Origin of the sequence: Pantoea sp. SJZ147 (assembly GCF_007828605.1) — a bacterium.
Lineage (GTDB): Bacteria > Pseudomonadota > Gammaproteobacteria > Enterobacterales > Enterobacteriaceae > Pantoea > Pantoea allii.
Window position 1 is genome coordinate 470545 of the sequence record NZ_VIVB01000001.1, and the last position, 13333, is coordinate 483877.

A 13333-nucleotide genomic window follows, 5' to 3' on the forward strand; every position below is an offset into this window, starting at 1 on the left:
GTTACTGATTTAGTAAATAAAATCCCCAATAAGATAAAGTTATCCGCCTTTCAGGCAAAATCCCTTTAAAAGTAAAAAGCGGTAAATTTTTACATTAGGTGCGATTGAAAAGTTAAACTGCGTAACCTATAAGTTTCAATGTAATGGTGGGTAAATGAATTACCCCTTTTATTCAGCAGAGAGGATGGTGAATGCCTTCACATGAAAAAACACGTCACAAAGAGTTTTCACTGATACTTCCCCTTATTGCCCTTGGCATACTCTATTTTTTTAATGCACAAACCTCACTGCCCATCGTGGTTGGTATTAACTTACTCGCGCTGGTGGCGATTCTTAGCAGCGCCTTCAGCGTGGTGCGCCATGCAGATGTTCTGGCGCATCGTCTCGGTGAACCCTATGGCTCGCTGATTCTCAGCCTGTCGGTGGTCATTCTTGAAGTCAGCTTAATCTCGGCGCTGATGGCAACCGGTGATGCCGCGCCCGCCCTGATGCGCGATACGCTTTATTCCATCATCATGATCGTGACCGGTGGTCTGGTCGGCTTTGCGCTACTGCTGGGCGGGAATAAGTTTGCTACGCAGTACGTGAATCTGGCCGGGGTAAAACAGTACCTGATTGCCATTTTTCCGCTGGCCATCCTGGTGCTGGTGTTCCCGAATGCGTTACCCGGAGGGAACTTCACGACGGCCCAGGCACTGCTGATTGCCGCGATCTCCGCTGCAATGTATGGCGTTTTCTTGTTAATCCAGACCAAAACCCATCAGAGCCTGTTTGTATATGAGCATGAAGATGAAAGCGATGATGGCGATCCCCATCACGGTAAACCTTCTGCCCACAGCAGCGTCTGGCACGCTATCTGGTTGATTATCCATCTGATTGCGGTCATTGCCGTGACCAAGATGAATGCCAACCCGCTGGAGCATTTACTGAGCGAGATGAACGCGCCTAAGCAGTTTACCGGCTTTCTGGTGGCGTTATTGATTCTGTCACCAGAAGGACTGGGGGCGATCAGAGCCGTGTTGATGAACCAGGTCCAGCGCGCCATGAACCTGTTCTTTGGCTCGGTGCTGGCGACCATTTCACTCACCGTACCTGCCGTCTCGATCATCGCAACCCTGACCGGACAAGAGTTGGTGTTTGGCCTGGAGCCACCGCAGATGGTGATTATGATTGCGTCACTGATTCTGTGTCAGCTCAGCTTCTCGACTGGCCGAACCAATGTCCTGAACGGCGCGGCCCATCTGGCCCTGTTTATCGGTTACCTGATGACAATCATGCTGTAACCCGCTGACCTGCGACGAAAAAAAAGAGCGAATTTTCGCTCTTTTTTGTTATCAGCCGGTCGCTTAGTTGCTGGTGTCGAGCGCCGGGAAGCTCTTGACCAAATCATCAATGGCTTTCATCTGCACCAGGAAAGGCTCCAGCTTATCCAGTGGCAGCGCCGATGGGCCATCACACTTGGCACTGTTCGGTTCCGGGTGGGCTTCGATAAACAAGCCTGCAATCCCCACAGCCATACCGGCACGGGCCAGTTCGGCCACCTGAGCACGGCGACCACCGGAGGCGGCACCGAAGGGATCGCGGGTTTGCAGCGCGTGCGTTACGTCGAAAATGACCGGCGAATTCTGAGTCACGTTCTTCATTACGTTAAAGCCCAGCATATCCACAACCAGATTGTCATAGCCAAAGTTACTGCCGCGATCGCACAGAATCACTTTGTCATTTCCGCCTTCGGCAAACTTATCGACGATGTTGCCCATCTGGCTCGGGCTGACAAACTGTGGCTTCTTCACGTTAATGACCGCACCGGTTTTCGCCATCGCCTCAACCAAATCGGTCTGACGCGCCAGGAAGGCTGGCAGCTGAATCACATCAACCACATCAGCAACGGGCTGCGCCTGCGCTGCTTCATGAACGTCCGTGATGATTTTCACGCCAAACGCCTGCTTCAGCGCCTGGAAAATCTTCATGCCCTCTTCCAGGCCAGGACCACGGTAAGAGTGAATAGAGGAACGGTTAGCTTTGTCAAAAGACGCTTTGAACACGTAAGGAATGCCGAGTTTGTCGGTCACTTTTACATAGTGCTCGCAGATGCGCATGGCGAGATCGTAGGATTCCAGTACGTTCATGCCGCCGAAGAGAACAAATGGCAGATCGTTTGCGACCTTGATATCACCGATACTGACGACTTTCTGTGTCATGCCCTTTCCTTATCTGGGGTGACGCTTAATGCAGCGTCACGCGTTTTTGTTCGATTGCGTGAATCTGAACTTTGATCATCTCGCTGACCGGGTCTTCAGGACACTGTTCAACGAAGTAGGTTAAGTCATTTAACGCGATATGCTCGCACTCAAGCTGAGCGTAAATTAAACCACGGTCGCGAATCTCATAGGGATCATCTGGATCAATCCGCAGTAACACCTGGCTGACGTTTAGCGCCAGTTCCATCTGCTTCTCTTCCATCAGCGCCGCTTTCAGCGTATCCAGCATCTTGCGCATGACGCTCTCGGTTTTGGCTTCGTCCAGATCGTCATCATACAGACGCGCCAGCGGACTGATATTGCCTTTTAGCCACACTTCCAGCGTGTGCGTGTCCAGCGTGTCCCCGTTAAAGGGATTAATCAGCCATTTATCCCCGTCGAGCCAGTCGGCACGCAGAATCAACTGGGTCGGGAAAATAACCGGCATCAGGGGCAATTCGAGTTCAGCCGCGATATGCAGCAAAATCACGCCCAGCGACACGGCCGTGCCCTGACGGGTTTTCAGGACCTTATCCAGCCAGAGTGCATCTGACAGGTTATAAACCCCGCTGGCTCCGCCAAATTTCCACTGTTTGTAAAACAGCTCCAGCAGCTTTTCGAGCTTTAAATCGGCATCCTGTTCCTGACTGACGTAGTCACGGGCTTCCGCCACTAACGCAGCTAACTGTGCTTCAACCGACAGCGCCGGAAAGTCAGTGCGGATGGCCATCGTGGCACCAATCACTGCCTCACACAGCGGCGTCTCACTGTAATCAAGTTGTTCGGTGGAGCTCATACTATCCCCAGTAACGGCATTTTACTCAGTGCCAGCTTAATGATCGTCACCAGCGCAATCAATGCCACGATAAAGGCGATCCAGCGGGTGCGGTCAGAACGAGGGCGGCGACTTAATGCCACCGACCCAAGGGCAATATAGATAATAACGCCTAACAGCTTCTCAGTCAGCCAGCTTCCCTGAGGCGAAAACGGATAGAAATGGGTGATCATCACCAGCGATGCGCCGCTCAGGAGCAACAGCGTGTCATTAATATGGGGAAGAATGCGCACCCAGCGCTGTTGCAGCATGGCAGAGCCCACGCGTTGCCAGTAAAAACGCAGCAAAAAAAGTGAAATGGTGACTGCCACGGTCAGCAGGTGCAGATTCTTAATTAGCGGATAGTAAGCAAACATCGTTCATCCATGTTGTTCTTCAGTATTCAGTCGCGCGCTTAAGCCGGACCGGAGGCTGCCTGCCCAAACGTGACCCGGGGATGACCGCCATAATCCTTCGCCGTCGCCACGGACAGATAATGGTGCTGTTGCATCAGCTGACGCACGGCTTCATCCTGTTGCCAGCCGTGCTCAAGCAGCAGCCAACCGCCAGGCTGCAGCCAGTTGACCGCCTGTTCAATTAGCAGCCGTAAATCCGCCATGCCCGCCTCGTCCGCCACCAAAGCGCTGCGCGGTTCGAAGCGCACATCGCCCTCGTTAAGATGACGATCGTTGGCGTCGATATAGGGAGGATTACTGACGATCAGGTCGAATCGGTCAGGCGTGAGCTGCGCAAACCAGTGGCTGTGTAAAAAAGTGGCGTTAGGGATGGCCAGATAATCGGCATTGCGTTTTGCCAGTTCTACCGCCGCAGGAATGCGATCGATGCCAATAATGTCACAATCCGGACGTTCACTGGCGATCGCCAGGGCAATCGCCCCGCTTCCGGTGCCAAGATCCAGCACCCGCGAAGGTGACGCGGGCAGATGCGCCAGCGCCTGTTCCACCAGTATTTCCGTGTCGGGCCGTGGGATCAGCGTGGCGTCGTTCACCTTTAGCGGCAGCGACCAGAACTCCCGTTCGCCCACCAGATGGGCAATGGGTTCGCCCCGGGCGCGACGCGCCAGCAGAACCTCTAGCTGTTGCAACTGGGCATCCGTGAGCAGGGTTTCATCAAAGGCCACCAGCCAGCTGCGGGATTTGCCGGTGACAAACCCCAGCAGGATCTCGGCGTCTCGTTTCGGACTGTCGCCCCCGCATAAGGTGGCGACCGCCTGCTTGAGCCAGTGACGGATATCCATTAATCCTGACCGGCCAACGCTGCCAGTTGGTCAGCCTGATATTCCTGCACGATAGGCTCAATCAGACTGTCCAGCTTGCCTTCCATGATTTCGTCCAGACGGTAGATCGTCAGGTTGATACGATGGTCGGTTACGCGGCCCTGGGGGAAGTTGTAGGTGCGAATACGGTCGGAACGATCGCCGCTGCCGAGCAGATTACGGCGCGTGCTGGCTTCGACTTCGTGACGTTTTGCCATTTCAGCCGCATGAATACGTGCGCCCAGCACGGACAAGGCTTTGGCTTTGTTTTTATGCTGGGAACGTTCGTCCTGGCACTCCACCACGATACCGGTTGGCAGGTGGGTAATACGGATCGCGGAGTCGGTGGTGTTAACGTGCTGACCACCGGCACCTGAGGAGCGGAAGGTGTCGATTTTTAAATCCGACGGATTGATTTCCGGCAGCTCGGCTTCCGGCAGTTCTGGCATCACCGCCACCGTACAGGCGGAGGTGTGGATACGGCCCTGGGATTCGGTTTCCGGTACACGCTGAACACGGTGTCCGCCTGACTCAAACTTCAGCCGACCATAGGCACCGTCGCCAATCACGCGGGCGATCACTTCTTTGTAGCCGCCGTGTTCGCCCTCATTGGCACTGACGATTTCTACCCGCCAGCGGCGTGCTTCGGCGTAACGGCTGTACATGCGGAATAAATCACCGGCAAAAATGGCCGCTTCATCGCCGCCGGTACCGGCGCGCACTTCCACAAAGCAGTCGCGCTCATCGTCGGGATCTTTCGGCAGCAGTAACAGCTGCAGTTGTTGCTCCAGCAATTCGCTTTTTTCGCGCGCTTCCAGCAGCTCTTCCTGCGCCATATCGCGCATCTCTGGATCGTCGAGCAACATTTTAGCGGTTTCGATATCTTGCTGGTTCTGCTGCCACTCGCGGAAACAGCGCGTGACATCGGTCAACTGAGCATATTCACGCGACAAAGCACGAAAGCGGTCCTGATCGGCAATCACGCCGGCATCGCCCAGCATCGCTTCCACTTCTTCGTGGCGCTCCTGCAGCGCTTCCAGTTTAGCAACAATAGAGGTTTTCATTTAACTGTGGGATTCCCGTAACAGATGACGACAGCAGTGTGCCTAATCGAGACCCAGGCTGTCGCGTAAAATCTGCAGGCGTTCGCTATCGCCGTCGCGGGCGGCCTGCTGAAGAGATTTGGTTGGTGCATGAATTAAACGATTGGTCAGCTTATGGGCCAGTTCCTGCATCACTTTTTGCGGGTCGGCACCCTGCTGTAGCGCCTGTAACGCACGGCCTTCCAGCTCTGCGCGAATATCCTCTGCCTGAGAGCGATACTCGCGAATGGTGTTGACCGCGCCTTGCGAACGCAGCCATGCCATAAAATCACTGCATTCCTGCACGACAATGCTTTCTGCCTGCACCGCAGCGGCTTTACGCTGGGCGAGGTTTTGCTCAATGATGGCCTGCAGGTCATCGACGCTGTAGAGATAGGCGTTGGCTAACTTGCCCACTTCCGGCTCCACATCGCGTGGAACCGCAATATCGACCAGCAGCATCGGCTGATTACGGCGCGCTTTCAGCGCACGTTCCATCATCCCTTTACCAATAATGGGTAACGGGCTGGAGGTAGAGGTAATCACAATATCGGCGTCGGCCAGACGGGAATCGATATCGGCCAGACTGATCACTTCGGCGCCCACTTCATTTGCCAGCACTTCCGCCCGTTCACGGGTACGGTTCGCGATGATCAGCTTTTTCACCTGATGCTGGCTCAGATGACGGGCCACCAGCTCAATGGTTTCTCCCGCGCCAACCAGCAACACGTTTACCGTGGACAGCGATTCAAAGATTTGACGCGCCAGCGTACAGGCGGCAAAAGCTACAGACACGGCGTTCGCGCCAATATCGGTTTCGGTACGGACGCGTTTGGCAACGGAGAACGTTTTCTGGAACATGCGTTCCAGCTCGCTGCTGAGCGCATGGCCGCGCTGCGAGTCGGCAAAGGCTTTTTTCACCTGGCCCAGAATCTGAGGCTCACCTAACACCAGGGAGTCCAGCCCGCTGGCAACGCGCATCAGGTGGCTCACCGCCTCATTATCCTGATGCCAGTAAAGGCTGTTACGCACATCCGCTTCATCAAGCTGATGATATTCGCACAGCCAGCGCACCAGACGCTCCTGGAGATCGACCTGTTGCTCTACACTCAGGTACAGCTCGGTTCGGTTACAGGTAGATAGCACGACGCCACTCTGCACCATAGGCTGAGATAACAGGCTGTTTAAGGCCTGCTCCAGCGACTCCGGCCCGAACGCAACGCGTTCGCGCAGAGCAATGGGTGCAGTTTTGTGATTGATTCCGAGTGCGAGCAGCGTCATAGCGTTTTAGTTGGGTTGTCCCAATAAATGTCAGGTTTTTGTGAAGCGCATTCTACAAGATGCAGCAGATCAAGAAAAGCCATACAAAGGCTATGACTGTAATAAGATTAAGCCGATCATAGCGTTTTTGCCGTATAACAGCATTGACGGTTAAAACGCGGATGGTTAGCGTTACCTGTTATCAATTAAAAATGTGTCCGAGGAGATGACCACTTGATGCTGACTTCTACACGCAACCTGTTGCGCCTTTTACCCCTTGCCAGCGTTCTGCTGGCTGCCTGTAGCATCAATAAACCACAAGGCCCTGGCCCAAGCGTCACCGCGCCGCAGTGGCAACAGCATCAGCAAGCCGTCAGCCACGTCACGCAGTATCAGACGCGCGGCGCGTTCGCCTATCTGTCGGATAAACAGAAAGTTTATGCCCGCTTTAACTGGCAGCAGACCGCAGCCGATCGCTATCGCCTGCTGTTAACGAACCCATTAGGCAGCACCGAGCTTCAGCTGGATGCTCAGGGTTCGGTGGTGCAGATTGTGGACAATAAAGGCAAACGTTATGTCAGCAACGATGCGCAGAAGATGATCTCGCAGCTGACCGGTATGGATATCCCGCTGACCAACCTGCGCCAGTGGATGATGGGCCTGCCGGGCGATGCGACCGATTATCAGCTCAACGAGCAGTATCAGCTGCGCAGTCTGAACTATAAGCATGACGGCCAGAACTGGCAGGTGACCATTGCTGACTATGACAACAAGGTCAACCCACCGCTGCCCGCCAGCCTGGAATTAAAAGAAGGCGATCAACGTATTAAATTACGCATGGATAACTGGACGCTGAAATGATCACCACCTGGCCTGCTCCGGCAAAACTGAATCTTTTTTTGTACATCACCGGGCGTCGGCCAGATGGTTACCATAATCTACAAACCCTGTTTCAGTTTCTGGATTATGGCGACAGCCTGGACATCACGCCCGACCAGAGCGACAACATCAGGTTACTGACGCCGGTGCCAGGCGTGCCGGATGCGCAGAATTTGATTGTGCGTGCGGCAGAGATGCTTAAGGCGGCGGCGCGCGAAAATGGCAGCCTGCCTGCCCGGGCCGGTGCGCGCATTGCCATTGAAAAGCGTCTCCCCATGGGCGGCGGGCTCGGCGGCGGCTCATCCAACGCCGCTACCGTACTGGTGGCGCTGAACCACCTGTGGCAAACGGGTTTTTCACCCGAGGCGCTGGCGCAAATAGGCGTGAAACTGGGTGCCGACGTGCCGGTTTTTGTGAAAGGCTATGCCGCCTTTGCCGAAGGCGTCGGTGAGGTGCTTTCTCCAGCATTGCCTGCGGAAAAATGGTATCTTGTTGCACATCCAGGCGTTAGCGTGGCAACACCGCTGGTCTTTAATGACCCGGCGCTCACCCGTGACACGCCCGTGCGCACTTTATCGGCACTTTTACAGGCTCCGTTCATCAATGATTGCGAATCAGTAGTAAGAAAACGTTTTCGTGAGGTTGATGAGCTTGTTTCATGGCTGCTAGAATACGCGCCGTCGCGCCTGACGGGTACAGGTGCTTGTGTGTTTGCTGAATTCGACACCGAGCATGCTGCTCGCCAGGTGCTGGAGCTTGCCCCACCATGGGTGCGCGGTTTTGTAGCCCGAGGCCTTAACGTCTCGCCGTTACAGCGCACTCTGCAAGGCGATTAGCGATAGCGTGACTGTGTCACCCCGTTCCAGACACAGCACGTTTCGCACTCACATACCCGTGTGAACGTTCACGACAGTATTCGCCGGTTACTGTCATGACGTTCATTCTCTGGACGCAAAGCCTGAGGTTCTTCTCGTGCCTGATATGAAGCTTTTTGCTGGTAACGCCACCCCGGAACTAGCACAACGTATTGCCAACCGCCTTTACACCAGCCTGGGAGACGCCGCCGTTGGTCGTTTCAGTGATGGCGAAGTAAGCGTACAGATTAATGAAAATGTACGCGGTGGTGATATTTTCATCATCCAGTCCACCTGTGCTCCCACCAATGATAATTTGATGGAACTGGTCGTGATGGTCGACGCGCTGCGTCGTGCTTCAGCTGGTCGTATTACCGCTGTTATCCCCTACTTTGGCTATGCCCGTCAGGACCGCCGCGTGCGTTCTGCCCGTGTACCTATCACGGCCAAAGTGGTGGCTGACTTCCTTTCCAGCGTTGGCGTTGACCGTGTTCTGACGGTTGACCTGCACGCGGAGCAAATCCAGGGCTTCTTCGACGTCCCGGTTGATAACGTATTCGGCAGCCCGATTCTGCTGGAAGATATGTTACAGATCGGTCTGGAAAACCCGATTGTTGTGTCTCCGGACATTGGCGGCGTGGTGCGCGCCCGCGCCATTGCCAAACTGCTCAACGACACCGATATGGCGATTATTGATAAGCGTCGCCCACGGGCGAACGTTTCTCAGGTGATGCATATCATTGGTGACGTTGCTGGCCGTGACTGTGTGCTGGTCGACGACATGATCGACACCGGCGGCACACTGTGCAAAGCCGCGGAAGCGTTAAAAGAGCGCGGTGCCAAGCGCGTCTTCGCTTACGCTACGCATCCTATCTTCTCCGGCAATGCGGTGGAAAACCTGCGTAAATCTGTGATCGATCAGGTTATCGTGTGTGACACCATTCCGTTATCTGAAGAGATGAAGTCGCTGCCAAACGTTCGTACCCTGACCCTGTCAGGTATGCTGGCCGAAGCCATTCGCCGCATCAGTAACGAAGAGTCCATTTCGGCTATGTTCGAACATTAATCTTCGCAGGCCGGGCATCATGCCCGGCCTTTTCTTTTTCCCTCGCCGTTCCCCTCCGACAAAGCTGCTTGATTTACAGAAATTTTCGTTATGAGTCACCTCTGTTATTGTCACGCTCACTACGAAAAACTCTTTCGCTAAAATTATGTTATCTGGCCTTTTGCCTTTTTACGTTGAGTGGTAATTTGCCCGCACTTTTTATTGCGATCTCCGTCCACTATGAACCTCGACGTCTTTACGTTATTTATTTGCGAACTCTACGTACTGGGGTTTATGAGTCTGATTATGGTCTTTGCCTGGGTCGGTTCACACTATGACCGTATTCTGGGCTATGTCTGTGCCGCCATCGTGCTAACGCTGATCGCCTTTTTCCTCAGTAGCCTGCGCAGTCAGGGATACCATTTCTTACCGGTGGCCGTGAGCAATGTGCTGGTCATGCTGGCTTACGGCGGATTACTCAGCGCCTTTCGGACATTTTGCGGTAAATCACCGGGGATGGCTGGCCTGGCTGGAGCAGCCTTATGGTCACTGCTCTGCCTGATCCCGGCCTTCTATGACAGCTTATCCCTGCGTGTTCTGGTGCTCTGCCTGCTCTGTATCGCTTACACCGCTACATTCATTTACTTACTCTGGCTGGCACGCCGCGATATGGATGCCACCTTCTGGCCTGCACAATTATTGCTCTGGACCCATCTGATTTTTCATGTCGCCCGCTTATTTCTGGATAACGCCCGTCCCATTGGATTACAGGGGGCGATCAGCGGTTCTGATTTTTCGGTCTATGTGATTATCGAATCGATGCTCTTTGTGATTGGCTTTACCGTGATCATTCTGGCGATGGTGAATGAACGCACGCGTAATGCATTAAAAAATGCCTCACTTCACGATCCGCTGACCAATATCTGGAATCGTCGTGCGCTGTTTTCTGGCGCGGATAATATGACCCGGCAGTGCCTGAAACAAAATAAGGCACTAACGGTCGTCTTATTCGATCTTGATCATTTCAAAGGGATTAATGATCGCTACGGGCATCAGCAAGGGGATCAGGTATTAATTGATTTTTGTCAGAGGGTTTCAGGGATGTTGCCACAGGAAGGTCACTTTGCCCGACTGGGCGGTGAGGAGTTTGCCGCGCTGCTGCCCTTACCTTTTGAACCGGCCAGAGACTGGTGCGAAGCGGTGCGCCATACCATTCAGCTTTCGCGTCCTGGTCAGATCGACTATTCGGTCAGTATTGGTTTTGCCACCGCCGATGAGCGTTATATTGATTTTGGCGAGCTGATGGCTCTGGCGGATAAAGCACTTTACCGCGCCAAAGCCAAAGGCAGAAACCGAACAGAACCTTACCAGCTTATGTCAGAAAATCTAATGTGACGAATGATGGGTTCGGCGGCAGCGTTTATCGCCGTAATGACGGACCCAGTAATAGCGATCTTCGACTTTTTCACGACCGCTGATACAGGCACCCACCAGCCACAGTAGTGCGCCAAAGAAAATGCCGAACATTGCACTTTGAGCAAGTATCTGCGGCAGATTAAGCGACGGCAGTTGGTTAACAATCGAAAAACCGACGCCGAGAATCATGGTCAATAAACCTATGACCATCAGGGCATTACCTGCCATGCGTGAGTGATGACGTTTCATCTTTCACCTCCTGTGTGTGCGGTCGGATGAGCGCACACAATGTTAAACTGCTGATAGTGTAGGCAATGCCGTCAGGCTAATTTGTGAACTTAATCACATAAAGACCAGATGATTTGTGACCAACACGTTATTCCAGCTTATTGATTTAGATGAAAAATAATTAATCACTGACACTAATAAATTCTCTGGCACAGTCTTTGTGATCCGCGTCCCGGCACAGTAAACTATCGCCCTTTGGTTATAACAGCAGGATATTCCTTGTGAGCAGCATAAAACTGATTGTGGGCCTGGCGAATCCCGGCGCTGAATATGCCGCCACGCGCCACAACGCGGGTGCCTGGTATCTGGATTTGCTGGCTGAGCGTCACAATCAGTCGTTAAAAGAAGAAGCCAAATTTTATGGCTACACTGCACGACTGGCTTTAGCCGGTGAAGACGTGCGCTTGCTGGTCCCGACCACCTTTATGAACCTGAGTGGCAAAGCCGTGGCGGCCATGGCGACCTTCTATCGCATTGCGCCCGAGGAAATTTTAGTGGCCCATGATGAACTCGATCTGCCACCGGGCATTGCAAAATTCAAACAAGGCGGCGGTCATGGCGGTCACAACGGCCTGAAAGACATCATCAGCAAGCTCGGCAACAACAACAACTTTCATCGCCTGCGCATTGGCATCGGCCATCCTGGCGATCGAAATAAAGTGACCGGTTTTGTGTTGGGCAAGCCCCCGGCCAGCGAGCAAAAACTGATTGATGATGCCATTGATGAGGCCGCGCGCTGCACCGAACTGTGGCTAAAAGAAGATCGCATCAAGGCGATGAACCGCCTGCATGCCTTTAAGCCTGTCTAATCGCCCAGATTGTCGCGAATCTGTGTATAATGCGCGAAAATTATCTTACGTTTCCGGTGGAGCCTGCCTAATGGCTCTGCCCATCCAGCTATAAAGGGTACTAAACCATGGGATTCAAATGCGGTATCGTGGGCCTGCCAAATGTCGGTAAATCCACTCTTTTCAACGCGCTGACGAAAGCGGGTATTGAAGCGGCTAACTTCCCCTTCTGCACAATTGAACCCAACACTGGCGTCGTCCCTATGCCAGACCTGCGTCTGGATCAGCTGTCTGAGATCGTTAAGCCGCAGCGTGTCGTTCCGACCACCATGGAATTCGTTGATATTGCCGGTCTGGTGAAAGGCGCATCCAAAGGTGAAGGCCTGGGCAACCAGTTCCTGACCAACATCCGTGAGACCGAAGCGATTGGTCACGTGGTGCGCTGCTTTGAAAACGACAATATTATTCACGTAAATAATAAGGTCGATCCGGCGGATGATATTGAGACCATCAATACCGAGCTGGCGCTGGCGGATCTGGATACCTGTGAACGTGCTTTACAGCGCGTACAGAAAAAAGCCAAAGGCGGCGACAAAGACGCCAAGGCTGAACAGGCCGCCCTGGAAAAATGCCTGCCGCATTTAGAAAACGCTGGCATGCTGCGTGCGCTGGATCTGACGGAAGAAGACAAAGCCGCCCTGCGCTACCTGAGCTTTCTGACGCTGAAGCCGACCATGTATATCGCCAACGTCAACGAAGACGGTTTTGAGAATAACCCGTACCTGGATAAAGTGCGCGAAATCGCCGAGAAAGAAGGCTCAGTGGTCGTGCCGGTTTGTGCCGCCGTGGAGTCCGACATCGCCGAGCTGGAAGATGAAGATCGCGATGAGTTTATGGCCGAGCTGGGCATCGAAGAGCCAGGTCTGAACCGCGTGATTCGCGCCGGTTATTCCCTGCTGAACCTGCAAACCTATTTCACCGCTGGCGTGAAAGAAGTTCGCGCATGGACTATCCCTGTCGGTGCCACCGCGCCGCAGGCGGCCGGTAAAATCCACACCGACTTCGAGAAAGGCTTTATTCGCGCGCAGACTATCGCGTTTGAAGACTTTATTGCCTATAAGGGCGAGCAAGGTGCGAAAGAAGCTGGAAAAATGCGCTCAGAAGGGAAAGAGTACATTGTTAAAGATGGCGACGTGATGAACTTTTTGTTTAACGTCTAAATAAAATGTGTCGTCTCATGAGGTGTCATAACATCCCATGAAAACCACCTAATCCCTTAAAATCCACGCTATTGCGTGGATTTTTCATTCCATATTGTCCCATGTTATTCCATGAAAGCGCATTCTAAAATGAGTACATAGATGAGTACAAATCGTTTCCATTATCATTTT

At 53.4% G+C, this 13333-nt stretch carries 14 protein-coding genes; 7 read left to right on the plus strand and 7 right to left on the minus strand.

Going from position 1 to position 13333, the window contains the following annotated elements:
* Positions 1-191 precede the first annotated feature (191 nt).
* The gene (gene chaA, locus FBY13_RS02225; protein ID WP_063879327.1) at positions 192-1283 is read left to right on the plus strand and encodes a sodium-potassium/proton antiporter ChaA; all 1092 of its coding nucleotides are present in this window, start codon (positions 192-194) and stop codon (positions 1281-1283) included.
* A 63-nt stretch (positions 1284-1346) separates the two neighbouring features.
* On the opposite strand, the gene kdsA is transcribed toward chaA, so the two are convergent.
* From kdsA to hemA, 6 genes are read right to left on the minus strand one after another with little or no spacing between them, the layout of a single operon-like run.
* Positions 1347-2201 carry a 3-deoxy-8-phosphooctulonate synthase gene (gene kdsA, locus FBY13_RS02230; protein ID WP_096012478.1) on the minus strand — a complete coding sequence of 285 codons (855 nt, stop codon included), beginning with the start codon at positions 2199-2201 and terminating at the stop codon, positions 1347-1349.
* 25 nt (positions 2202-2226) lie between these two features.
* The gene (sirB1, locus tag FBY13_RS02235) at positions 2227-3036 is read right to left on the minus strand and encodes an invasion regulator SirB1 (RefSeq protein ID WP_063879325.1); all 810 of its coding nucleotides are present in this window, start codon (positions 3034-3036) and stop codon (positions 2227-2229) included.
* Entirely contained in the window at positions 3033-3431 is a 399-nt protein-coding gene (locus FBY13_RS02240; protein WP_063879324.1) for a SirB2 family protein, read from the minus strand. The genes sirB1 and FBY13_RS02240 overlap by 4 nt, the downstream gene beginning before the upstream one ends.
* A 38-nt stretch (positions 3432-3469) precedes the next feature.
* Positions 3470-4312 (minus strand): peptide chain release factor N(5)-glutamine methyltransferase, encoded by an 843-nt coding sequence (gene prmC, locus FBY13_RS02245; RefSeq protein ID WP_145393356.1) that lies wholly within the window; start codon positions 4310-4312, stop codon positions 3470-3472.
* Positions 4312-5394, minus strand: a complete 1083-nt coding sequence (gene prfA / locus FBY13_RS02250; RefSeq protein WP_145393357.1) for a peptide chain release factor 1 — start codon at positions 5392-5394, stop codon at positions 4312-4314. Before prfA ends, prmC begins: the two co-directional genes overlap by 1 nt.
* A gap of 42 nt (positions 5395-5436) precedes the next feature.
* Positions 5437-6693, minus strand: a complete 1257-nt coding sequence (gene hemA, locus FBY13_RS02255; protein WP_063879321.1) for a glutamyl-tRNA reductase — start codon at positions 6691-6693, stop codon at positions 5437-5439.
* 216 nt (positions 6694-6909) lie between these two features.
* On the opposite strand from hemA, the gene lolB reads away from it, so the two are divergent.
* The 4 genes from lolB (at position 6910) to FBY13_RS02275 (ending at position 10845) form a co-directional block, all read left to right on the plus strand.
* Positions 6910-7533, plus strand: a complete 624-nt coding sequence (gene lolB, locus FBY13_RS02260; protein WP_063879320.1) for a lipoprotein insertase outer membrane protein LolB — start codon at positions 6910-6912, stop codon at positions 7531-7533.
* Positions 7530-8387, plus strand: coding sequence for a 4-(cytidine 5'-diphospho)-2-C-methyl-D-erythritol kinase (ispE, locus tag FBY13_RS02265; protein ID WP_145393358.1), 858 nt, complete (start codon positions 7530-7532; stop codon positions 8385-8387). Before lolB ends, ispE begins: the two co-directional genes overlap by 4 nt.
* 136 nt (positions 8388-8523) lie before the next feature.
* Positions 8524-9471 (plus strand): ribose-phosphate diphosphokinase, encoded by a 948-nt coding sequence (gene prs / locus FBY13_RS02270; protein WP_006118899.1) that lies wholly within the window; start codon positions 8524-8526, stop codon positions 9469-9471.
* A 219-nt stretch (positions 9472-9690) separates the two neighbouring features.
* A complete protein-coding gene (locus FBY13_RS02275; RefSeq protein ID WP_145393359.1) occupies positions 9691-10845 on the plus strand; it encodes a diguanylate cyclase in 1155 nt (384 codons plus the stop codon).
* Here the strand turns inward: FBY13_RS02275 and ychH are convergent.
* Positions 10837-11115: a stress-induced protein YchH gene (gene ychH, locus FBY13_RS02280; protein WP_109716204.1), complete on the minus strand. Its 279-nt coding sequence runs from the start codon at positions 11113-11115 to the stop codon at positions 10837-10839. The two genes, FBY13_RS02275 and ychH, sit on opposite strands and share 9 nt — an antisense overlap.
* A 260-nt stretch (positions 11116-11375) precedes the next feature.
* Between ychH and pth the strand changes: the two genes are divergently transcribed.
* Together pth and ychF are read left to right on the plus strand one after the other, a co-directional pair.
* Entirely contained in the window at positions 11376-11963 is a 588-nt protein-coding gene (gene pth / locus FBY13_RS02285; protein ID WP_014606001.1) for an aminoacyl-tRNA hydrolase, read from the plus strand.
* 107 nt (positions 11964-12070) lie between these two features.
* Positions 12071-13162, plus strand: a complete 1092-nt coding sequence (gene ychF / locus FBY13_RS02290) for a redox-regulated ATPase YchF (protein ID WP_063879316.1) — start codon at positions 12071-12073, stop codon at positions 13160-13162.
* Positions 13163-13333 lie beyond the last annotated feature (171 nt).